The sequence below is a fragment of the Streptacidiphilus monticola genome (assembly GCF_042658505.1).
GTDB lineage: Bacteria > Actinomycetota > Actinomycetes > Streptomycetales > Streptomycetaceae > Streptacidiphilus > Streptacidiphilus monticola.
In genome coordinates this window covers 60,477-81,247 of sequence record NZ_JBHSQJ010000010.1, presented here as the reverse complement: position 1 = coordinate 81,247, position 20,771 = coordinate 60,477, and the positions used below count along the sequence as shown (strand labels likewise).

Annotated in this window: 18 protein-coding genes and 3 pseudogenes; 8 read left to right on the top strand and 13 right to left on the bottom strand. The window is 74.0% G+C overall.

All coding sequences use genetic code 11. From position 1 onward, the window contains the following. Nucleotides 1–155: 155 nt before the first annotated feature. Genes ACFP3V_RS03400 through ACFP3V_RS03385 form a run of 4 tightly spaced genes read left to right on the top strand, consistent with a single transcriptional unit; the run spans nt 156 to nt 3,934 of the window. Nucleotides 156–1,346 (top strand): hypothetical protein, encoded by a 1,191-nt coding sequence (locus ACFP3V_RS03400; protein WP_380579509.1) that lies wholly within the window; start codon nt 156–158, stop codon nt 1,344–1,346. 49 nt (nt 1,347–1,395) lie between these two features. Next, complete coding sequence (locus tag ACFP3V_RS03395; RefSeq protein ID WP_380579720.1) at nt 1,396–2,382, top strand: ABC transporter ATP-binding protein; 987 nt, start codon at nt 1,396–1,398, stop codon at nt 2,380–2,382. After that, nucleotides 2,379–3,146, top strand: a complete 768-nt coding sequence (locus tag ACFP3V_RS03390) for an ABC transporter permease (protein ID WP_380579507.1) — start codon at nt 2,379–2,381, stop codon at nt 3,144–3,146. Before ACFP3V_RS03395 ends, ACFP3V_RS03390 begins: the two co-directional genes overlap by 4 nt. Further along, a complete protein-coding gene (locus tag ACFP3V_RS03385) occupies nt 3,143–3,934 on the top strand; it encodes an ABC transporter permease (RefSeq protein ID WP_380579505.1) in 792 nt (263 codons plus the stop codon). Before ACFP3V_RS03390 ends, ACFP3V_RS03385 begins: the two co-directional genes overlap by 4 nt. Before the next feature lie 59 nt (nt 3,935–3,993). Here ACFP3V_RS03385 and ACFP3V_RS03380 read toward each other — a convergent pair whose 3' ends face one another. Both ACFP3V_RS03380 and ACFP3V_RS03375 read right to left on the bottom strand, forming a co-directional pair. Continuing rightward, on the bottom strand, nt 3,994–4,761 hold the full coding sequence (locus ACFP3V_RS03380) for a YqjF family protein (RefSeq protein WP_380579503.1): 768 nt from the start codon (nt 4,759–4,761) through the stop codon (nt 3,994–3,996). Between the two features lie 32 nt (nt 4,762–4,793). Further along, nucleotides 4,794–5,063 (bottom strand): annotated as a pseudogene (locus tag ACFP3V_RS03375) (ATP-binding protein); the annotation flags it as partial. Between the two features lie 313 nt (nt 5,064–5,376). Here ACFP3V_RS03375 and rox point away from each other — a divergent pair. Beyond that, a pseudogene (rox, locus tag ACFP3V_RS03370) lies at nt 5,377–6,833 on the top strand (rifampin monooxygenase). Between the two features lie 18 nt (nt 6,834–6,851). On the opposite strand, the pseudogene ACFP3V_RS03365 reads toward rox, so the two are convergent. The 4 genes and pseudogenes from ACFP3V_RS03365 to ACFP3V_RS03350 all read right to left on the bottom strand — a co-directional run. Further along, nucleotides 6,852–6,956: pseudogene (locus tag ACFP3V_RS03365) on the bottom strand (DUF6126 family protein); the annotation flags it as partial. An 87-nt stretch (nt 6,957–7,043) separates the two neighbouring features. Then, nucleotides 7,044–7,166 carry a hypothetical protein gene (locus ACFP3V_RS03360; RefSeq protein WP_380579501.1) on the bottom strand — a complete coding sequence of 41 codons (123 nt, stop codon included), beginning with the start codon at nt 7,164–7,166 and terminating at the stop codon, nt 7,044–7,046. Between the two features lie 45 nt (nt 7,167–7,211). Further along, entirely contained in the window at nt 7,212–8,951 is a 1,740-nt protein-coding gene (gene polX, locus ACFP3V_RS03355; RefSeq protein ID WP_380579498.1) for a DNA polymerase/3'-5' exonuclease PolX, read from the bottom strand. 65 nt (nt 8,952–9,016) lie between these two features. Beyond that, nucleotides 9,017–9,403 (bottom strand): STAS domain-containing protein, encoded by a 387-nt coding sequence (locus ACFP3V_RS03350; protein WP_380579496.1) that lies wholly within the window; start codon nt 9,401–9,403, stop codon nt 9,017–9,019. A 146-nt stretch (nt 9,404–9,549) separates the two neighbouring features. Here ACFP3V_RS03350 and ACFP3V_RS03345 point away from each other — a divergent pair, with 146 nt between their 5' ends. Beyond that, the gene (locus tag ACFP3V_RS03345; protein WP_380579494.1) at nt 9,550–10,632 is read left to right on the top strand and encodes a LacI family DNA-binding transcriptional regulator; all 1,083 of its coding nucleotides are present in this window, start codon (nt 9,550–9,552) and stop codon (nt 10,630–10,632) included. 101 nt (nt 10,633–10,733) lie between these two features. Next, nucleotides 10,734–11,249, top strand: a complete 516-nt coding sequence (locus ACFP3V_RS03340; RefSeq protein WP_380579492.1) for a hypothetical protein — start codon at nt 10,734–10,736, stop codon at nt 11,247–11,249. Here ACFP3V_RS03340 and ACFP3V_RS03335 read toward each other — a convergent pair. The 7 genes from ACFP3V_RS03335 to ACFP3V_RS03305 all read right to left on the bottom strand — a co-directional run bounded on the left by ACFP3V_RS03335 (nt 11,246) and on the right by ACFP3V_RS03305 (nt 19,491). Further along, entirely contained in the window at nt 11,246–12,013 is a 768-nt protein-coding gene (locus ACFP3V_RS03335) for a helical backbone metal receptor (RefSeq protein ID WP_380579718.1), read from the bottom strand. The two genes, ACFP3V_RS03340 and ACFP3V_RS03335, sit on opposite strands and share 4 nt — an antisense overlap. A gap of 77 nt (nt 12,014–12,090) precedes the next feature. Beyond that, nucleotides 12,091–14,352, bottom strand: coding sequence for a heavy metal translocating P-type ATPase (locus ACFP3V_RS03330; RefSeq protein WP_380579490.1), 2,262 nt, complete (start codon nt 14,350–14,352; stop codon nt 12,091–12,093). 50 nt (nt 14,353–14,402) lie between these two features. Beyond that, nucleotides 14,403–14,678, bottom strand: coding sequence for a heavy-metal-associated domain-containing protein (locus tag ACFP3V_RS03325; RefSeq protein WP_380579488.1), 276 nt, complete (start codon nt 14,676–14,678; stop codon nt 14,403–14,405). Nucleotides 14,679–15,499: 821 nt separating this feature from the next. Continuing rightward, complete coding sequence (locus tag ACFP3V_RS03320) at nt 15,500–16,654, bottom strand: globin domain-containing protein (protein WP_380579486.1); 1,155 nt, start codon at nt 16,652–16,654, stop codon at nt 15,500–15,502. A 91-nt stretch (nt 16,655–16,745) separates the two neighbouring features. Next, nucleotides 16,746–17,198 (bottom strand): RrF2 family transcriptional regulator, encoded by a 453-nt coding sequence (locus tag ACFP3V_RS03315; RefSeq protein WP_380579484.1) that lies wholly within the window; start codon nt 17,196–17,198, stop codon nt 16,746–16,748. A 79-nt stretch (nt 17,199–17,277) separates the two neighbouring features. Next, the gene (locus tag ACFP3V_RS03310; protein WP_380579482.1) at nt 17,278–17,715 is read right to left on the bottom strand and encodes a PPOX class F420-dependent oxidoreductase; all 438 of its coding nucleotides are present in this window, start codon (nt 17,713–17,715) and stop codon (nt 17,278–17,280) included. An 84-nt stretch (nt 17,716–17,799) separates the two neighbouring features. After that, the gene (locus ACFP3V_RS03305; RefSeq protein WP_380579480.1) at nt 17,800–19,491 is read right to left on the bottom strand and encodes a DUF885 domain-containing protein; all 1,692 of its coding nucleotides are present in this window, start codon (nt 19,489–19,491) and stop codon (nt 17,800–17,802) included. A gap of 795 nt (nt 19,492–20,286) precedes the next feature. Between ACFP3V_RS03305 and ACFP3V_RS03300 the strand changes: the two genes are divergently transcribed. Then, a complete protein-coding gene (locus tag ACFP3V_RS03300; RefSeq protein ID WP_380579477.1) occupies nt 20,287–20,709 on the top strand; it encodes a hypothetical protein in 423 nt (140 codons plus the stop codon). Nucleotides 20,710–20,771: the final 62 nt, after the last annotated feature.

Here is a 20,771-nt window from a genome sequence, read left to right as displayed (position 1 = left end):
TCGCGCAAGTAGTACCGCCGACACGTGGCATGAGATCGGGTCCGGGGAAGGCCGGCAGTGGACTCCGGGCCCGAGCACACCTACAGCGACACGCAAGGGGCTTCGTGGGACCTCACGGGACGTGGCGCCCGGGGACAGCACCAGGATCGGCCGAGGTGACGACGGCGACGGTGCTCCGGCTGCTCGACGCGCCACCCGGGCTCGACGACGAACAACTCCTGCGACGCGCCCGGTCCGCCCGGCACAAGCTCGCCGCGACCCTGCTGAGTCTGTGGGAGGCGGAGGGCCGGGATCTCACGCAGGCCCAGATCGCGGAACTCGCCGCCTCCCGGGAGCGCGTTGCGGCCTACGGGCGGATCTGGGGCGAACTCCGGCGGTGCGCGCCGGATGCCGTGCTGCTCAAAGGGTTGGCCGTCGCCGCCCTCTACCCGCCAGGAGTGCTCCGCTCGGCCGGAGACCTGGACGTGGTCTGCCCGGGTTACGCCGACTTCTGGGCCTGTGCCAACCAACTGGCCTATGGTGGCTGGGAGTTGGAGGCCTTCACGGTCGGCCCTGCCCGGCCCGGTGACTCCGTGCCGCACCACCTGTTCGCGGAGTTCCGGAAAGCTTCCGGCATCTCTCCGGCCGGCGATCCGGCCGACCCGATGGCCCCCTCGGGGCCGGAGCCGTTCGCGGTCGGCCTGGTCACCGCCGAGATCGTCACCGATCTGCGGGCCCCCGCACGGGAGTTGACGCGACCTGCGCGCTCGGCCCTGGCCACCAGCGCCGTCGCTCTCGTGGCCGAACGCTGGGAACGTCCCTTCCGTTCGCGTGACCTGCTCGACCTCGTCCTCCTGCTGCGCGGCCTGGACGCCGCGGGCGCGGAGCAGCTGCGGGCGGATCTCGGCCGGGCCGGACTCTGGCCCGAGTGGCGGGAAGCCGTCAGCCGTATCCGCGGACTCGGCTGGCGACCCGCCGTCACCCTCCCCGGTACGCGGGCTGCGGCCGTCCGCGAGCGTGCGCTCCGGGCCCTGCGTGCGGTCCGCCGTGAGAGCCACCCGGTCCGAGGGCTCGCCCGGCTGGCGCGGACCGGGATCGAGGCCGAGGACGGGCGTCTGGCCGATTTCGCCTCGGACCTGCTGGAACGGTGGCCCGGCCCACTGCGGGTGCTCGACCTGGGGTTGCCCCTCTTCGGCGTCCCCCTCGACGGCCCCGCCTCCGCGGACTTCGGCCTGGAGCGGCGAGGGCGCCATCTGCTCGCCCGAACTCCCCTTGGTCCCTTCCTCCTTGTCGCAGGCGCCGCGCGGCAGGAGTGGCTCGACGAGGTCGGTGCCGGCAGCGGGGCACGTTCGAACACGGCCGTGTAGGCCACTCGCAGGATCGGAGACCGGCCGGGAGCCGGCGGAGGGGATCGTGATGCACAACAACGCCGGTGAGCCGGACCGGTCGGTGGCGGCCGTGGACTCCAGCGAGCTCCGACGTGAGTACCGGGCGAGACGCGGCGAGGGTGTCACCGCCCTGGACGGCGTCTCCATCCGGGTCGAGCAGGGGGAGGTGCACGGTCTACTCGGCCCCAACGGAGCCGGCAAGAGCACCCTGATGAAGATCCTCTCCACGGTGCTCCTGCCGACGTCGGGCAGTGCCCGCATCCTCGGGTACGACCTGGTCACCGAGTACCGCAAGGTACGGCCCCTGCTGGGCATCGTGTTCGGCGGCGAGCGCGGCCTCTACCCCCGGCTCACCGCCCGGCAGAACCTCCGCTACTGGGCGGCCCTCTACGGGATGGGCACGGCGGCCGGCCGCGAGCGGACGCAGACCCTGCTCCAGGACTTCGGCCTGGCGGAGCGGGCCGACCACCGGGTCGAGACCTACTCGGTCGGGATGCGCCAGAGGCTGCACCTGGCCAGGGGGATGCTGGCGAACCCCCGCGTCCTGCTGCTGGACGAGCCGACCAACGGCCTGGATCCGCTGGCGGCCCGTCAACTGCGGGAGATGATCGGGGAGATCGCCGCAGAGGGCCGGACCGTGCTGCTGGCCACGCACGACCTGGCCGAGGCCGAGACGCTCTGCGACCGCGTCACCATGATCAACCATGGGCGCGTGGTCGCGGCCGAGGCCCCGAGGACGCTGGCGCGTCTCGTCTCGCGGCACGAACGCATCCGGGTCCGGGCCGACGACGAGCTGCTCGCCGCCGTGGCGGGCCTGCCCGGGGTGACCGGGGTGAACCGCCAGGAGGACGGCTCCGCCCTGGTCTCGGTCGCGGACCGGGAGGACATCGGCAGTGTGCTGGGACTGGTCGTGGCGGCCGGAGTCACCGACGTGGGCACGGAGTTGCCCGGGTTGGAGGAGGTCTACCTGCGGCTGGTGCACCACGGCGCAGACCGGGACGCGGTGACCGGATGAGCCTGCTCGCCGCCGCGGGGCGCTTCCAGGGACGGCTCGTCCTGACCCACCGCGACTACCTGCTGGACCTCGTCCGCACGCCCCTGCTGGCCGCGGTCTTCCTGCTGCTGGTGCGCCAGAGCGGGAATCCCGAGCTGCTCGCCTACGGCCTGCTGGCACCGGTGCTGATGGCGGTGTGGAGCATGGCCATGCTGATCTCGGGCGAGATCGTCGACTCCGACCGCACCCTGGGCACCCTGGAGTTGGTGATCGCGGCGCCCACCAGGTTCGCGAGCATCGTGCTGAGCCGGGTCTGGGTGACCACCGGCATCAGCCTGCTGACCGTCGTGGAGGTCGCGGTGGTCGCCGGGCTCGGCTTCGGCATCGTCCCGCAGGTGCACCACCCGGTCGTCTTCGTGCTCGGGCTGCTCGCCACCGCCGTCGCGACCGCGGGGTCGGCCTGTCTGATGGCGGCTCTGTTCGTGGCGACCCGGACCGCGCGCACCTTCCAGAACTCGCTGAGTTATCCCTTCATGCTCCTCGGCGGCGTCTTCGTGCCGCTGGACCGGCTGCCGCAGTGGACCCACCCGCTCGGCCGGCTGATCTACCTGTCCTGGAGTTCGGACCTGCTCCGCGCCGCGCTGAGCCCCGCGCCGCTGACCGGAGCGGCCTGGCGGATCGCGGTCGTGCTCGGCCTGGGCGCGGTGGCCGGACTGGGCGGGTGGTGGGTGCTGGCCCGGGTGGTGCGGATGGTGCGGGAGACCGGAACGGTGGGACTTCGATGAATCGTCGGCTTCAGGTGCTCTGGTTCGCCGTCCGGGCGGGCTCCGCGGACCACAGTGCCGTCTTCACCTGGCGGACCTGGCTGTTCGGCTGGTTCGTGCGGATGCTGGCGCAGGTGCTGTTCTTCACCACCTTCGGCAGCCTGCTGGGCCCGGCCCAGGCCCACTACCTGCTCATCGGCAACGCGGTCGTGCTGGTCGCACTGCACGGCCTGTTCGCCACCGCGTCGACCACCTGGGAACTCCAGAACGGCACACTGCCGCTGCTGGTGGCCTCACCGAGCAGCCCCTCGCTGGTCCTTGCCGGGCGCAGCCTCTTCTGGCTGCCGGACGGCGTCGCCTGCGGTCTGGGCGCGATCCTGATCCTCGGCCCGCTGAGCGGGCTGCCTCTGTCGCTCGCCTCGGTGGCGCTGACCGTCCTGCTGCTGACCCTGGTGGCGATGACCACGTACTGCCTCGGCCTCTGCCTGGGCTCACTGGTGCTGTCGGCGGCGGACCTGCGCAACGTGGTCTCCAACGCCACGCTGACGGTGATGATGATCCTCTGCGGTGCCGAGGTCCCCCGCAGCGCCCTGCCGGGGGTGCTGGGCCTGGTCGCCCAGGGCTTGCCGATGACCCACGGACTGCTGGCGATCCGTCAGGTCCTCGCGGGGACGGCGGGAATGGGCACAGCCGTCGCGGCGGCCCAGGAGGCCGCGGTGGGCGCCTGCTGGCTCGGCGCGGCCATCGCCGTCCTCGCCTGGCGCGCCCGGCGCAGCCGCCGCGACGGCGCGGCCCTCTTCCTGACCTGAGGCCACGGGCAAGCCCCGACGGTGCCGGGCGGGCAGAAGGCCGGGGCACGCCTGCGTGCTCACCGCGTCTGACGGGTCGTATCGGCCGTCGCGCCGACCGCGCCGACCGCGGCGGGCAGCGCCGGCCGGCCGAGCCGGACGCGGTGGACGCCGGGGGAGAAGTGGGCGATGGGGTCGTCTGCTGGGGCGGGCAGGCCTGCGGCCTCGGTCAGGTCCTCCGCGAGTTCCTCGATCACGGCCTCGGCCAGGGGCCAGGGCTCGTGCTGGACGGGTGTGACCAGCAGGCCGGTGAGGTGGCGGGTGTAGGCGCGCCAGCGCGAGGTGAGCCAGGCCTCGCGCCCGGTCGGTGACACCGGCCGTCCGACCCGGATCCGGAGCCGGTAGCCCGGCCTGCCGCCCCGGCGCGTACCTGCGTAGGACCAGCGGGTTCCGTCGCCGGTGACGGAGAGATCCGCCAGGTGGTACGGCGCGCCCGACAGCGCCCGGGTGGCGGCCGCGGTGACGGCGCTGGACACGTCGATCGACAGGAACCAGAGCCCCTGGCGCCCGTCCGGACCGCGTACGTACGTCCGCAGGTTCGTCTCCGGGAAGGTGCACCAGCGTCGGGTCAGCGGCAGGCTGGGCAGCCCGAGCGGTCTGATGTCGGTCATCAGCAGCGGGGTCAGGCCCACCCACGCGACCCCGTCCCAGGTGTCCACCCGCAGCCCGGCCGGGAGCAGGGCCTGCACCTGATCGGGCGGGTACCTCCAGTGCACGAAGGGCTGACAGAGCCAGCCCCCGCACAGCGCCGGGAACCGGACCGCCTGCTCGCACACCACGCTCACCATGGGACGCGCCCTGCCCACCGCCACCCGCGGCAAACAGCACACGGTTCGCCGGTCTCCGGATGCTCGCCGGCGAGGACGGCGTCAGCGCGGCGGCTGTTGAGCGGCAGCGCGTACTCGACGAGGACTTCCACCTGGCCGAGCCCGGCGTCGTTCACCGCCTGGAGCAGCGCCGGAAGGCTGCGCCCCCAGGAGCGGACCTCGGAAGGGCTCGGACGGTGCCCGTGGAGGTGCGTGAACTCCTCCACCAGCCGGAGGTTCAGCGTTCCCGCAAGGTGCTCGGCGGCGGAGGCGCGGAACAGCAAGACTTGCTCCCAGGCAGCACGAAAGGAACCGTGCGGGTGGGGGCATGTCCTGAAGCGGAAGCCCGGCGGGCCGCGTTGACGATCCGGCGATCCTAGCGCGCCCCAGTCGTCGCCGACGTCGAGAAGCCGAAAGGGGATGCCAGGACGGGTGCTGCCGACTCCTTGCCACTCTCAACGTACCTCTCGGGGGAGGGCTTGCCGCAAGGCCCCGGGCGTGTCGCAGAATGACCGGCCCAGCACCGCATGGGTGTTGTGCAGACTTCTCGGGACGGACATCCCGTCCCGTCCGCTTCTACGGCTCTGCGGGGTGCTGATGATTGACGTGACCGTGGTCGGCGGCGGGCCGACCGGGCTGATGCTGGCGAGTGAGCTGCGGCTGCACGGGGTGCGGGTGACCGTGCTGGAGCGGCTGGCCGAGCGGAGCGGGGAGTCGCGGGGCCAGGGGCTGCACGCGCGCAGCGTGGAGGTGATGGATCAGCGGGGGCTGCTGGAGCGGTTTCTGGCGGTCAGTAAGAAGTTCCAGGTCGGCGGCCTCTTCGCCGGCATCGTCAAGCCGTGGCCGCACGGGGTGGACACCGCGCATCCGTACGGCCTCGCGACGCCGCAGCCGGTCACCGAGCGGCTGTTGGAGGAGCGAGCCCTCGAACTCGGTGCGGAGATCCGGCGCGGCCGGGAGCTCGTGGCGCTGGAGCAGGACGAGGAGGGCGTGACCGTCGAGACGGCGGACGGCGAGCGCCTCCGGGCGCGCTACCTCGTCGGGTGCGACGGAGGGCGCAGCACCGTGCGCAAGCAGCTCGGCGTCGCCTTCCCCGGGGAGCCGGCCACCGTCGAGACGCTGCTCGGGGAGATGGAGCTGGCGGAGGCTCCGGAGACGGTGGCGGCCGTGGTCGCGGAGGTCAGGAAGGTCCAACTGCGGTTCGGCGCAGGGCTGCAGGAGAACGGGCTGTACCGCGTCATCGTGCCGGCCGACGGTGTGTCGGAGGACCGGACGACNCGCCCCCGCCGACCCTGGACGAGTCCGGGCGGCGGCTCCGGGCCGTCGCCGGTACCGACTTCGGGGCGCACTCGCCGCGCTGGCTCTCCCGGTTCGGGGACGCCACCCGGCAGGCCGAGCGCTACCGGGTGGGCCGCGTGTTCCTCGCCGGGGACGCGGCCCACGTGCACCCGCCGGTCGGGGGGCAGGGGCTGAACCTCGGGGTGCAGGACGCCTTCAACCTCGGCTGGAAGCTGGCCGCCGCCGTCAACGGCTGGGCGCCGGAAGGGCTCTTGGACAGTTACCACGCCGAACGCCACCCGGTGGGGGCGCGGGTGCTGGACACCACTCGCGCCGGGATCACGCTGCTCGGGACCGACCCCGGGGCGACGGCCCTGCGCGAGCTGTTCGCGACGCTGATGGACTTCGAGGACGTGAACCGGTACGTCACGGAGATGATCACCGGCGTGGGCGTGCGCTACGACTTCGCAGCAGGCGGGGACGGGGGCGACGTCGAGGGCGGCGAGCTGGTGGGGCGTCGGCTGCGGGACGTCGAACTGAAGCGGGGACGCCTCTACGCACTGATGCACCGCGGCCGGGGCCTGCTGCTGGACCAGGGCGGGCAGCTGTCGGTCGAGGGCTGGGGCGACCGGGTGGACCAAGTCGTGGACGGGAGTGACGAGTTGGACGCGACCGCCGTGCTGCTGCGCCCCGACGGCCACGTGGCGTGGGTCGGGGACGAGCAGGACGGGCTGCGCCGGGCGCTGCTCCGGTGGTTCGGCACGGCGGCGGGTTGAGCGGCCGCAGCCGTCGGCTCAGTCGCGGTGGTTGCCCAGGTAGAACACCAGCAGCACGAAGAGCGCGAAGACGTGCAGCGCGATGACGTACGGGAACGCGCGGACCGTCACGCCCTTGCTGGTGCGGCGGGCGGTGGCCTCGACGTCGGCGTCCTGGGCACGGCGGCGGTGGGGGCGGGGACGGGTCCGGTGGTCATGGTGCGGGGGTGTTCAGTGCCGGGCGCGTCGGGCGCGTCGGATCGGCGGGAGCGGTAGCAGGAGGACGTCCAGGTCGGGCTCGGCGTGGCTGCCGATCTGCTGGTCCGCCGTCAGGTGGACCAGGTTGTGGCGCACCCCGGCCGGGCCGCCGGGCGGGAGCGGAGCGGGTCACGCGCGGCTTCAGGCGTGGACGGTCCGCTTGGCCAGGAGGAAGCGGCGCAGGCGGGTCAGCGGCCAGGCGTTGAGGACGTCGTCCTTGGTCAGCCAGCCGCGTTGGGCGGTCGCGACGCCGTAGCGGATCGCGCCCAGGGCCCCGATCGTGTGGGCGTCGCTGTCCACGGCGAAGACGACGCCGTGGCGACGGGCCCTCAGGATGTCCTCGTCGCGCAGGTCGAGGCGGTCCGGCTGGGCGTTGATCTCCAGGGCGGTGCCGGTGCGGGCGCAGGCGGCGAAGACCTGGTCGAGGTCGGCGTCGATGCCGGGGCGCCTGCCGATCAGCCGCCCGGTGGGGTGTCCGATGATGTTGACGTACGGGTTCTCGCACGCGTGCACCAGCCGCCGCGTCTGCTCGGCGCGGCTCAGGGTCAAGTGCGAGTGCACGGACGCCACGCACAGGTCGAAGCCGGCCAGGAACTCCTCGGGCCAGTCGACTCCGCCCTCGGGGTCGATGTTGAGCTCGGTGCCGTGCAGCAGCCGCATCCGCCGTCCGCGGCCGGCGCCGTCCAGGGCACGCAGCCGCTCGCGCTGGGCGAGCATCTTCTCGTCCGTCATCCGCTGCATGAACAGGTTCGGGGCGTGGTCGGTGACGGCGTAGTAGGAGTAGCCGAGCCGGGCGGCGGCCGCGACCATCTCCTCCAGCCCCGCGAGGCCGTCGGTGAGGTCGGTGTGCGTGTGCAGGTCGCCGCGCAGGTCCTCCTGCCGGACCGGCTGCGGCAGTTCACCGTGGAGCCCGGCCGTGATCTCGCCGCGGTCCTCGCGCAGCGGAGGCGGGATCCAGGGCAGGCCGAGGCGCTCGTAGACCTCCTCCTCGGTGCGGGAGGCCACCGGCCTGCCGCTCTCCGCCTGGAAGAGCCCGTACTCGGAGAGCTTCAGGCCGTGGTGCAGGGCCAGGGTGCGCAGGCCGATGTTGTGGGCCTTGGAACCGGTGAAGTACTGCAGTCCGGCGCCCCAGGAGTCGGGCGGCAGCACCCGCAGGTCCAGTTGCAGACCAGTGGTGGTGCGGACGGAGGTCTTGGTGCCGCCGCGGGCGATGACCTCGGCGGTGTGCGGCAGCGCGGTGAACGCCTCCATGAAGGGGGCCGAGTCCTCGGCGGCCACCAGCAGGTCGATGTCGCCGACGGTCTCGCGCATCCGGCGCAGCGAGCCGGCGTACCCGCAGCGGACGCAGCCGGTGATCCGCGACAGCTCGGCGAGCACCTCCTCGGCCGTCTCCGTGGCGGTGTCCAGCAGCACCCGGCCGCCGGACTGCTGCAGCAGCGCGATGCCGTGCAACAGGTTCTCCGCGGACTTGGGCCCGAAGCCCCTGAGGTCCTCCAGCCGCCCCTGGTGGATGGCGTCGGCGAGTTCGGCGACCGAGCTGACGTGCAGGCGTTCGTGGAGCTGCTGGGCCCGCTTCGGCCCCAGCGTCGGAATGGCCGTCAACTCCCGGACGCCCGCCGGGATCCGGGCACGCGCCTCCTCGACGGCGGCGATGGTGCCGGTGCGCAGGTACTCCACGACCTTGTCCGCGATCGACCGGCCCACCTGCGGGATGGCGCGCAGGCCCGTCTCGTCGAGCCGGGACACGTCCTCCGGGTACCCGGCGACGGCCCGGGCCGCCTTCTCGTAGGCCCGGACCTTGAAGGCGTCGCCGCCGGTGATCGCCATCAGGTCGGCGTACTCCTGGAGCACGGCCGCGATCTCGTCGTTCGGGCGGGGCATGACCGGCTCGCCTCCCTCTCCACCGATCCCGGGCGACTGCCCGCGCGGACGGCGGCGAAACCCGTTCAGCCGCCGACGCGGGCCTCGGCGAGGGAGCCGTAGAAGGGGAGGATCTGGTCGACGCCGGTGATCTCGAAGATCCGCAGCAGTCGCTCGGACAGGCAGGCCACCCGGAACTCGCAGTCCCGTTCCAGGGCCTCCCGGCGTACCCGCAGCAGCAGGTTCACGCCCGTCGAGTCGAAGAAGGCGATGCCGCCCAGGTCCGCGATCAGCACGCCGCCCGGCGGGAGCGCCTCCAGCAGCGCGGCCTCGGCCCCGTCCACGGTGTCGAGGTCCAGCTCGCCCGCCAGGCGGCAGACGACCACACCTGGCACCTCCGTCTCGACCTGCACGTCCACCGGCACCGGGCGCATGGCTCCGCCGGCGGACGACTCGCCGCTCACTGCCGGCATCGTGGCCTCCTTCCACGCGGCTCGGCCCCCCACCTCCTTCTCCTTGTGAGCGTACTCGCCGATCCGGCGCTCGAAAGTGACCTGGGAGACACTGCCGGGCAGAATGGGGCGTTCGCCGCAGGACCGCGCAGCAGGGGAGGGCCGCCATGGCAGCCGAGTCGGAGCCGGGGGCGGGACCGGACCCGGAGCCGGACGCCGGGGGCCGACCCGTCACTCTCAAGGCCATCGCGGAGCAGCTGGGCCTGGACGTCTCCACCGTCTCGCGGGTGCTGAACGGACGGGACACCGACCGCAGGCGCGCCGCCTCCGGCCTGACGGCCCGTCGGATCCGGGAGCTGGCGGACGAGTTGGGCTACCGCCCGAACCCGCACGCCGCCAGCCTGCGCACCAGGCGCAGCAACCTCATCGGCGTGGTGTTCCCGCGGCTGGCTGAGGTCGTCGTCGCGACCATCTACGAGGGCATCGAGGAGGAGGCGGGCCGGCACGGGATCGCCGCCTTCGTCACCAACTCCCTGGACGACCCCGTGCGGCAGCGCGAGCGCATCGCCATGGTGCTCGGTCGGCGCGTGGACGGCATCCTCATCGGTGACGCCCACCTGGACGGGGCCGCCCTGGACGACCCGGCGCTGCGGCGCGTGCCGTACGTGCTCGTGAACCGGCGCAGCGAGGCCGACCATCCGGCGGTCACCTGCGACGACTACCTGGGCGGGCGGCTGGTGGCCGAGCACTTCCTGGCGCTCGGCCACCGACGGGTCGGCTGCCTGGCGGGCGAGCCCTTCGCCAGCACCGGCGTGGACCGCGCGGCCGGGTTCCTGGACCGGTACGCCGAGGCGGGCCTCCCGGTCGATCCGGCGCTGGTGCGGCACAGCGCCTTCGACACCGCGGGCGGCCGGGCCGCCGCCACCGCCCTGCTCGGCCGGGAGGACCGGCCGGGGGCGCTCTTCGCGGTCAACGACCTGGCGGCCGTCGGTGCTCTCGGCGCGGCCCGCGACCTCGGCCTGCGCCCCGGCGCGGACCTCGCGCTCGCGGGCTTCAACGACACTCCGGTCGCGGCCGAGCTCCCGGTCGCGCTCACGACCGTCCGCTCGCCGATGGTGGAGCAGGGCCGGGTCGCGGTGCGGGAACTGCTGCGCCGAATCGGCGGGGAGCGGGCCCGGTCGCAGCGGCTGGAGCCGGTGCTGGTCGTCCGTGACTCCACGGGGCGGCCTGTCGGGCCGTCACTTCTCTGAGCTGCCAGGCGGTTTGAGCTCTGGCGCGGGGGCTCCGCGCTCTCGTATGATCTCGCCCAAACGATTGGCCCAAACGATTGGGCGAAGCCGGGGGAGGAACGATGACCGGGAACGATCGCGGCGGTGAGCCCGTCGCCGTCCACCGCAGCCGCCGCTACGTTCCGCTGGCGGTGCGGAAGTGGACCGGCTACGGCCTCATCGCGCTGTTCTGGCTGCTGCTGAGCCGCGGCATCTGGTGGCAGGGCCTCGTCGTGGACGCGGTGGTCATCGGGGCGCTCTGGCTCGTCGGCCAACTGCCGCCCTCCTCCGGTCTGTTGGCGGTGGAGGTGTGGCCGGACGCGCTCCGGCTGCGGGTCGCGGCCGCCACGGAGCCGCTGACGGTGGCCTGGGCGGACGTGCTCGACGTCGCGTTCGTGGCGCGCGACGAGAACTACGAGTACGTCAGCGGCGGCCGGTCCCGGTGGTCCGTCCGCCACGCGGCGGTCGTGCTGGCGGTGAACGGCCAGACCGAGCCGCTGGTGCTCGTGCACCTGCGGCGGCCGCAGCAGCTCGCCGTGGAGATCGCACGCCACGCGGCCGCGGTGCGCGCCGCCACGGCGGACCGCGCGGAGGCCTAGCGCCCTCTGGCGGCCCAGGCCGCAGGCGGCAACGGGCGGGCCAGCTGCTCGCGCAGCAGGGTCGCCGCCTCCGCCAAGGACGGGCCGTACCAGGTGAGGTGACGGCCGCTCAGCAGCACGGACGGCAGGCCGGGGAAGGCCTCGGGGCCGTCGCCGGCCGTGAAGCGGTAGGGCTCGTCCGGGAGGACGACCAGGTCGGCGCCGCAGGAGCGCAGTTCGGGCAGCGGAATCCTCGGATAGCGGTCGGGATGGTCCGCGTAGAGCTGGTGGACGCCGAGCCGGCGCAGCAGGTCGCCGGCGAAGGTGTCCCGCCCGAGCACCATCCACGGCCGGCGCCAGATCGGCACCACGGCACGCGGTGCCGGGCCCACCGGCACGGGGAGCCTGGACCAGCTCGCCCGGGCCCCGTCGAGCCAGTCGGGGCGGTCCAGGCCGCAGGCTCCGGTCAGCAGGCGGTCGAGGGAGCGGAAGGCCTCGGCCAGGGTGCGCACCCGGGTGACCCAGACGCGGACTCCCGCTCCCCGCAAGGCCGTCAGGTCCGCGAGCCGGTTCTCCTCCTCATTGGCCACGACCAGATCGGGCGCCAGAGCGGCGATCCGGTCGGTGTCCGGGTTCTTCGTCCCGCCGATCCGGACCACGTCCAGCCCGGCCGGATGCGTGCACCAGTCGGTCGCCCCGACCAGCAGCCCGGGTGCGGTCACGGCGACCGCCTCGGTCAGCGAAGGCACCAGGGAGACGACGCTGCGGACCGGGCCGGGCCGCAGCGGCTGTCCCAGGTCGTCGGCCAGGGGCAGCCGCTGCGGGGAGGTCACGGGCCCACGCTACCGCGAGGGCTCGCGGATCAGGTGTCCGCGCCCGTGTCGCCCAGGGGCTGGAAGCCGCGCAGGCGAAGGCTGTTGGTGACGACGAAGACCGAGGAGAAGGCCATCGCCGCCCCCGCGATCATCGGGTTCAGCAGGCCGGCCGCGGCCAGCGGCAGGGCCGCGACGTTGTAGCCGAAGGCCCAGAACAGGTTGCCCTTGATGGTGCCCAGGGTGCGCCGGGCCAGGCGGATCGCGTCGGCTGCCGTGCGCAGGTCGCCGCGGACCAGGGTGAGGTCGGCGGCCTCGATCGCGGCGTCCGTGCCGGTGCCCATGGCCAGGCCGAGGTCCGCCATGGCCAGTGCGGCGGCGTCGTTCACGCCGTCGCCGACCATGGCCACGACCCGGCCCTCGCTCTGCAGCCGGCCCACCACCGCCGCCTTGTCCTCCGGCAGCACGTCGGCGATCACCTGGTCGGCGTCGATGCCGACCTCCGCGGCCACCGCCGCCGCGACCGCCCGGTGGTCGCCCGTGAGCAGGACCGGCGTCAGCCCCAGGGCGCGCAGTTCGCGGATCGCCTGAGCGCTGGTCGGCTTGACCGCGTCGGCGACCTCCAGGACCGCGCGGGCCCGGCCGTCCCAGCCGACCGCGATCGCGGTCCGGCCCGCCTGCTCCGCGCGCTGTTTCGCAGCCTGCAGCGATTCGGGCAGGTGCTGTCCCCAGTCCGCCAGCAGCGCCTCCCGCCCCGCGACCACGGCATGGCCGTCGACCACGCCCTGCACGCCGAGCCCCGGCCGGTTGTCGAAGCCCTCGACGGGTGGGAGCTCCCCGACCCGCTCCGCCGCGCCGACCGCGACCGCCCGCGCGATCGGGTGCTCCGACGCGTGCTCCAACGACCCGGCCAGGCGCAGGACTTCGTCCTCCGACTCGCCCTCGGCGACGTGCACGGCCAGCAGGGTCATCGCTCCGGTGGTCACCGTGCCGGTCTTGTCGAGGACCACGGTGTCCACCGCCCGGGTGGACTCGAGCACCTCGGGTCCGCGGATCAGGATGCCGAGCTGCGCCCCGCGGCCCGTGCCGACCATGAGCGCCGTCGGCGTGGCCAGGCCCAGGGCGCATGGGCAGGCGATGATGAGCACCGCCACCGCCGCCGTGAACGCGGCGGCCGCGTCGCCGCTGACGGCCAGCCAGACCCCCAGCGTCCCCAGGGCGATGACCAGCACGACCGGGACGAACACGGCGGAGATCCGGTCCGCCAGCCGCTGGGCCGCGGCCTTGCCGTTCTGGGCCCGCTCCACCAGGGCGGCCATCCGGGCGAGTTGGGTGTCCGCGCCGACCCGCACCGCCTCCACGACCAGGCGGCCGCCGACGTTGACGGTCGCGCCGGTGACCGCGCTGCCGGGGGAGACCTCGGCGGGCACGGACTCGCCGGTCAGCATGGAGGCGTCCACGGCCGAGGAGCCCTCGACCACCGTCCCGTCGGTGGCGATCTTCTCGCCGGGGCGCACCACGAACCGGTCGCCGACGGCCAGCAGGCCGACGGGCAGCCGCACTTCGCGGCCGTCCCGGAGCACGGCCACATCCTTGGCCCCCAGCTCCAGCAGCGCCCGCAGAGCGGAACCGGCGCGGCGCTTGGCACGGGCCTCCAGGTAGCGGCCGAGCAGGATGAAGGCGGTGACGCCGGCGGCGGCTTCCAGGTAGAGGCTGGAGGAGGCGTCCTCCGTGCCGACGGCCAGTTCGAAGCCGTGCCGCATCCCGGGCATGCCGGCCGTGCCCAGGAAGAGCGCCCACACGGACCAGCCGAAGGCGGCGAGGGTGCCGAGCGAGACCAGGGTGTCCATGGTGGCCGAGCGGTGGCGCAGGTTGGTGAACGCGGCCTTGTGGAACGGCCATCCGCCGTAGGCCACGACCGGCGCGGTCAGGGCGAAGGAGAGCCACTGCCAGTAGGTGAACTGGAGCGCCGGGACCATCGCCAGCACCACCACCGGGACGCTCAGCGCGAGCGTGACCAGCAGCCGCTGACGCAGGCTCCGCAGCTCCGGGTCGGCCTCCTCGGGGTCGGTCTGCCCGGGCTCGGTCCGGGGCACCTCGGCGGTGTAGCCGGTCTTCTCCACGGTGCCGATCAGGTCGGCCACCGCGACGCCGGGGGCGAAGCTGACATGCGCCTTCTCGGTGGCGAAGTTGACGGTCGCCTCGACGCCCTCCAGCCGGTTGAGCTTGCGCTCGATCCGCGCCGCGCAGGAGGCGCAGGTCATCCCGCCGATGGACAGTTCCACTCGCTGACGTTCCACAGCAGTCGTCATGACGCCTCCTGGCGCGGTTCGAAACGGGGGACTGGTCGAAGGATCGCCGGTCAGATCCGGCCGACGAGCTCGTAGCCCGCCTCGTCGACTGCGGCGCGCAGGGCGGCCTCGTCGATCTCCCGGGTGGCGGTCACGAGCACGGTGCCGGTCGCGGCGTCGGCGCGGACGGCGGTCACGCCCTCGAGGGCGGACACCTCCGCCGTGACCGCCTGCTCGCAGTGCCCGCAGGTCATGCCGCTGACCCGGTAGGCGGTCTCGGCGCCCACGGTGAGCGTGGTCACGCCCGCGGAGGTGGTGCAGGTGCCGGTGGTGGAGCAGCAGGACATCGTGTTTCTCCGTTCCCTGTCGTCAGTACCCCTAGGGGGTATAGTACGCACTTGTATACCCCAGGGGGGTACCTGCTGCAAGAGGGGACACGGCGGCAACGTCACATCCGGTTCCGTCGCCGAGCCCGAGTGGGAGAGCCGAGCGATGGAGCAGGAGAGAGGAGCGTGCCCAGGGACGGACGCACACTGCGGCCCGTCGGGCGGCGGGAGTCCACGCCGGCCGACCGGGCGGCCGCGCCGCGCCAGGCGGACGAGGGGGCGCCGGGCGCGTGGCTCGTCTTCGACGACGCCCACGCGCCGGCGCTGGAGGGTCTGACAGCCGGGCTGGAGGTGCGGGTGCCGACCTGGCTGGACCGCGCCGACCGCGGCGTCCTGCGGGCGCATCCGCGCGGCGACGAGGCCCGGCGCATCCGCGCGGCGACGAGGCCCGGCGCATCCGCGCGGCGACGAGGCGCGACCGCTCGCCGGGGTGTTCGCGACCCGCGCGCGCCGGACCGGCCGAACTCGACCAGCTTGCACCGGGTCCGCCTCCCGAGGGCCTGTCCGGCGGTTCTTTCCGGGCCCGTGCCGCCTGGCGCGCCCTCCCCAGCCTCCGGCCGGGAGGTGCCCCCACCCTGCGTTGGCGAAGCGCCCAAGTGCCTCCAGTACGAGGGCGCTCCGCCGCCTTGGATCCGGCCGCGCCTGGGGCGCCTCCCGCCCCAAGGGGTGGGGGCACGACGCGGGCTGATCCGGAGGGATCCGCCGGACTGCGCAGTCTCGAAGCCCTCGACGGCACTCCGGTGCTGGACGTCAAACCCCTGTTCGCGCAGGACCGTTGACGGTCAGTCGAGGCCCAGGTCCGGGCCGAAGGACTCGTAGCGGATGTCGGCGGCGGGCAGGCCGGCCGCGAGCAGCTGGGTCCGGGCGGCGCGCATGAAGGGCACCGGGCCGCACAGGTAGGCGACGGCGTTCGCGGGCACGGCGACGCCGGCCGCGGCGAGGTCGAGCAGGCCCGCGTGGGCGTCCTCGTCGCCGACCGTGTCCTGGTACCAGACGTGGAGCTCGGCACGGTCCAACTTGCCGACCAGGTCCCCGACGTGGAGCCGGTGGGCGTGGGCGTCCAGGCTGCGGTCGGCGTGCAGCACCAGCACCTCGCGGGGGGAGCCGGCGGCGACCAGGTGCTCCAGCATGCCGACCATCGGGGTGATGCCGATGCCGGCCGAGGCCAGAACCAGCGGGCGGTCCTCCCCGTCGAGGACGACGTGCCCGAAGGGGCGGCCCAGGGTGAGCGCGGTGCCGGGGTGGGCGTGCTCGTGCAGGTGGCGGGAGACCTCGCCGTCGCGCTTGACCGAGAAGCGCAGCGATCCGGCGTCGCCGCCGGTCAGGCTGTACTGGCGTATCTGGCGGGCGCCGTCGGGGAGTTCGACCTGCACGGAGACGAATTGGCCGGGCTCGAAGGCGGGGGCGGGGCCGGTGTTCGGGGCGACCTCGAAGGCGACGACGTCCTCGGTCTCCTGCACGCGGTCGCGGACCGTCCAGGTGCGGAACACGTCGGTGTCGCCGTCGTAGAGCCGGGTCTCCAGCGCGATCAGGGCGTTGGCCATCAGCCAGTAGACCTCGTCCCAGGCCGCGGCGACGTCGGGGGTGACCGCCTCGCCCAGCACCTCGACGATGGCGGCGAACAGGTGCGTGTGCACGACCTGGTACTGCTCGGGCCGGATGCCGAGGGCGGCGTGCTTGTGGGCGATGCGGGCGAGCAGCGCGTCCGGGCGCTCGTCCGGGTGCTCGACCACGTAGCCGGCGAAGGCGGCGATCGAGCCGGCGAGGGCCTGGCGCTGGGTGCCGGCCGCCTGGTTGCCGCGGTTGAACAGGTCCCGCAGCAGCTCGGGGTGGGCCTCGAAGAGCCGGTCGTAGAAGCGCGCGGTGATGTCGCCGATTGCGGCGCCGACGACCGGCAGAGTGGCCCGGACGGTGGTCGCGGAGGTGCTGGACAGCATGGTGCTGTGTCTCCCTTGGGGTGAATATGAATCTGAGATGCGTATTTTTGGGCAGGGGTGGGCCGGGGACGGCCGTGCTCGGGGCGAACGACTAGTCCTGGGGTCTGCGCCCCAGGCCCAGCAGTACCGGCCCGACCGGGCCGGCCACCAACTCGTCCACGGTGTACGGGTCCAGGGCGCGGTAGAAGGCGTCCTGCGCCTGGCGCAGCACGGAGCGCAGCCGGCACTGGCCGCGCAGGGGACAGGCGGGCGCGTCCTCGCAGCCGACGACGTCGCCGACGCCCTCGAGCTCGCGGACCAGCCAGCCGACGGAGGCCCGGCGCCCCAGGGGGGTGAGCGCCAGCCCGCCGTCCCGGCCGCGCCGGGCCTCGACGACGCCCAGCGCGCTGAGCCGGCTGACGACCTTGGCCGCGTGCGTGTACGGAACCTCGACGGCGTCCGCGACCTGACGCGTCGTCGGCGCGGAGCCGCCCGTCGCGTCCTCCGCCACCGCGAGGCGCATGGCGATGCGCAGCGCGATGTCGGTGCCCTTGGTCAGCCTCACGAGCCCGAACCTAGTAATTCGGAATTTGTGAATCAAATTCTCCGGGCGTGATCTGCCGCACGCACCCGGCGCCCGGGGGCTACTCGATGGTCCGGCGGCCGCCGGCCTGGTCGTTGTCCTTGACCGCGCCCCAGCCGTGCCAGCGCTCGATCTCGATCCACGCGCTGAACCGGCGCCGGTCGCGCTGCGAGTAGGGGTTGCCGCCGTAGTGGCGCGACAGCCGGTCGATGTCGGCCAGGTCCGTGTCCTCGCGGATCTCGGCCACCCGGCCGATCAGGCTGAGGTGGGTGTACCAGTTGCCGTCGTCCAGCACCGTCAGCGTCACCCGCGGGTCGCGGCGCAGGTGCTCCAGACGGCGACGGCCCTCGTCCATGTTGACCAGGATCCGGCCCTCGTCCCACAGGTACCAGGTGGCCGTGGAGACCGGCTGCCCGTCGGAGCGCAGGGTCGCGATCACCGCGGGGTTCGGCTTGCGCAGCAGTTCCACGGCGGCTTCGGGAAGCGGCGGCTTGGACACGTGCCCTCCTCGGTCGGTCGGGGTCCGGCGGCCCCGGTGCGGGTCGCCGGACCCACGCTACCCGGGGCTACCCGGGAACCGGCGTCACAGCGCGGCCAGATGCTCCGTCAGATCGTCCAGCCCGAACGACCCTTGGCGCAGCGCCGCCATGTGCCAGGCCTTGAGGTCGAACGCCGCCCCCTGCCGGCGCCGGGCCGCGCCGCGGCCCGCGAGCCACGCCCGCTCGCCCAGCTTGTAGCCGATCGCCTGGCCCGGCAGGCCCAGGTAGCGCACGATCTCGCTGTCACGGGCCGCGGGCGGCATGCCGACGTAGGCGCTGTAGAAGTCCGTGGCCAGCTCGGGCGTCCACCGCTCGCCCGGGTGGAACGGCGAGTCGGCCGGGATCACGGCGCGCAGGTGCATGCCGATGTCCACGATGACCCGGGCGATGCGCATCATCTGCTTGCCCAGGTAGCCGAGCCGGCGGCCGGGATCGGTCAGGAAGCCCAGCTCGTCCATCAGCCGTTCCGCGTACAGGGCCCAGCCCTCGACGTTGGCGCTGACCCCGCCCAGCGTCACCTGGTAGCGCGACAGCTGCTCCTGAGCGGCGGTCCACGAAGCCAGCTGCAGGTGGTGGCCCGGCACACCCTCGTGGTACCAGGTGCTGACCAGCCGCCAGGTGCGGAACCGCTCCTCCGCGTCGCCGTTCGCGAGCGGCAGCCAGGTCCGGCCCGGGCGGCTGAAGTCAAGGCTGGGGGCGCTGTAGTAGGGCGCGGCGGCGGTCCCCGCCGGGGCGATGCGGGTCTCCACGCGGCGCAGCGGGCCGCTGATGTCGAAGTGGGTGCCGTCGAGCGCGTCGACGGCCTCCTCGATGAGCTGCTGCAGCCAGTCCCGCATGCGGTCCGCACCCTGGACCGTGTGCCCGTGCGCGTCCAGGTGCTCGCGAGCCTCGGCGACGGAAGCCCCGGGCAGCACCCGCTCCGCCTCGGCCCGCAGCTGCGCCCAGACCTGGTGGAACTCCTCCCAGGCCCAGGCGGAGGCGGCCTCCGGGTCGAGGTCCGCCCCGGTGAAGCCGCGGGCGTTCAGCAGGTAGCGCTCGCGTCCCACCGCGTCCGGGGTGCCCGCGGCGGCGGGCAGGTAGCTGTCGCACAGCCAGTCGCGCAGCGCGGCGACGGCGTCGGTGGCCTTGCGGGCGGCGGCGTCCAGCTCGGGCCGGAACCGCTCGGGCGCCGGCGCGGCGAACTCGGCGAACCAGTCCTGGCCGCCGGCCCCTTCCCCGGTCCAGGCCGTCAACTGGTCGGCCAGCGCGGCCGCTTGGCGCGGCGCGGCGAACAGGCCCCGGGAGACGCCCTCCGCGAGGGTGGCGCGGTAGCCCGCCAGTGCGGACGGCAGCCGGACGAGGCGTCCGAGGACCGGGCCCCAGTCGTCGTCGGTGGCCGTGGGCATCGCGGTCAGCATGGAGCGCAGGCCGTGAACAGGGGTGTCCAGAGTGCGCACCGCGCGGAAGTGCTCGCCCGCGCCGTGCAGTTGCAGCTGCGCGGTGAGCCGCTCGCGGAGGAGCCGGGCGCAGGCCCGTTCCGCCGGGTCCGACGTCGCGGCGGCGGGCAGTGCGTCCAGCCTGGCCAGCGTGTCCCGGGCGACGTCGGCGAGGGCGTCGAAGCCCGCGGGCGAGAGGTCGGGGACGCGGTCGTCGCCCGGGTGCAGCCCGAGCCAGGTGGAGGTACGGGGGTCCAGGGCGGCGACCCGGTTCACGTGGTCGTCGGCCAGTTCTCGCGGGGTGGTCAGCTCTTCCGGCATGCGATCATCCTGCGCCCTGCGGGCCGGGGCGAGCCACCCCTTAACGGGGTGGGAGGCGAAAGCCCCTGTGGCGGAGGGGACTTGGGCCGCGGCGCGGGGGAGCGGTGTGAGCTGATCCCGGACGTCAAGAAGGCGTCAAGACTGCCGGGTTCGTACACTGCGCGGTCGGCGCCGCCGCTGCCACCCTGTCCTGCGCGGCCACGCCGGTGGCCGACGGGGGAACGAACGGCTGGGGCCGAGGCAGGCAGGCGAGGGCACGTGCGTGGCTTTCTGGGGGCGGTCACGGGATATCCCACCGTGCTCTTCACCTTCGCGCTGGCCGTGGTGGCGGTGTACTGGATCCTCGTCCTCCTCGGGGGCGTCCACGCCCCGGGCGCGCGCGGTCACCACGCCCCACACGCCGGCCTGGCGGCCGGGCGTGCGGGCGTGGCGCCCGGCGGGGGTCACGGACCCGCCGCCGGCCCCGGCCTGGCGGCCGGGCCCGGGACGGGGGGTGCCGGGGGTGTCAGCTCTGGTGCTGGGCATGGCCACGGGCTGCCGCGCGGTGGCGGGGTGGGGGTCGGCGCTTCTGCCGGGCACGGGCCCGGCCTCGCGGCCGGGGCTGCCGCGGGGCAGCGTGGAGGGGCAGGTGCCGATGCCGGGGGAGTGCCTGGTGGGGGGAGTGGGCATGGTGCGGCACCGGCCGTGGGCCACGGCCCGGCGGGGCGGGGGGCGGGGCGTTCGGACCCGGGGGCGGGTCCGGGGCAGCGCAGCGTCGCGCGGAGGGTTGTGGGGCTGGGCGGGGTTCCGGTCACCGTGGCCGTCTCCCTGCTGGTGGCGTTCGCCTGGTTCGCATCGCTGACGGGCAGTCAACTGCTCGGCCACGGGGGAGCCGAGCAGGCGGTGCTGCCGCTGGCGCTGGTGGGGGGCTGGGGTGGGGCGCGGCTCGCGGCGTGGCCGCTGGCGCGGCTCATGCCGGTGCCCGCGCCGCCGCCCTCCCGCCGCGACTTCGTCGGGCTCGGCTGCGTGATCCGCACCGGGCGCGTCGGGGCCGACTTCGGGCAGGCGGAGGTCCGGGCCGCGGACGGATCCTCCGCCGTCATCCAGGTGCGCCAGAGCCCCGAGGACGCGGCCGGTGCGGGGGTGGGGCTCCGTGCCGGGGCCGAGGCGCTCATCTACGACTACGACGAGGAGGGCGAGTTCTTCTGGGTCATGCCCTCACCCACGGCATCCGTCTGACTCAGCCCTGGTCCCACACAGCGTCAGGGGCAACCTCCGTCTGGCACGGCATCCGTCCGACG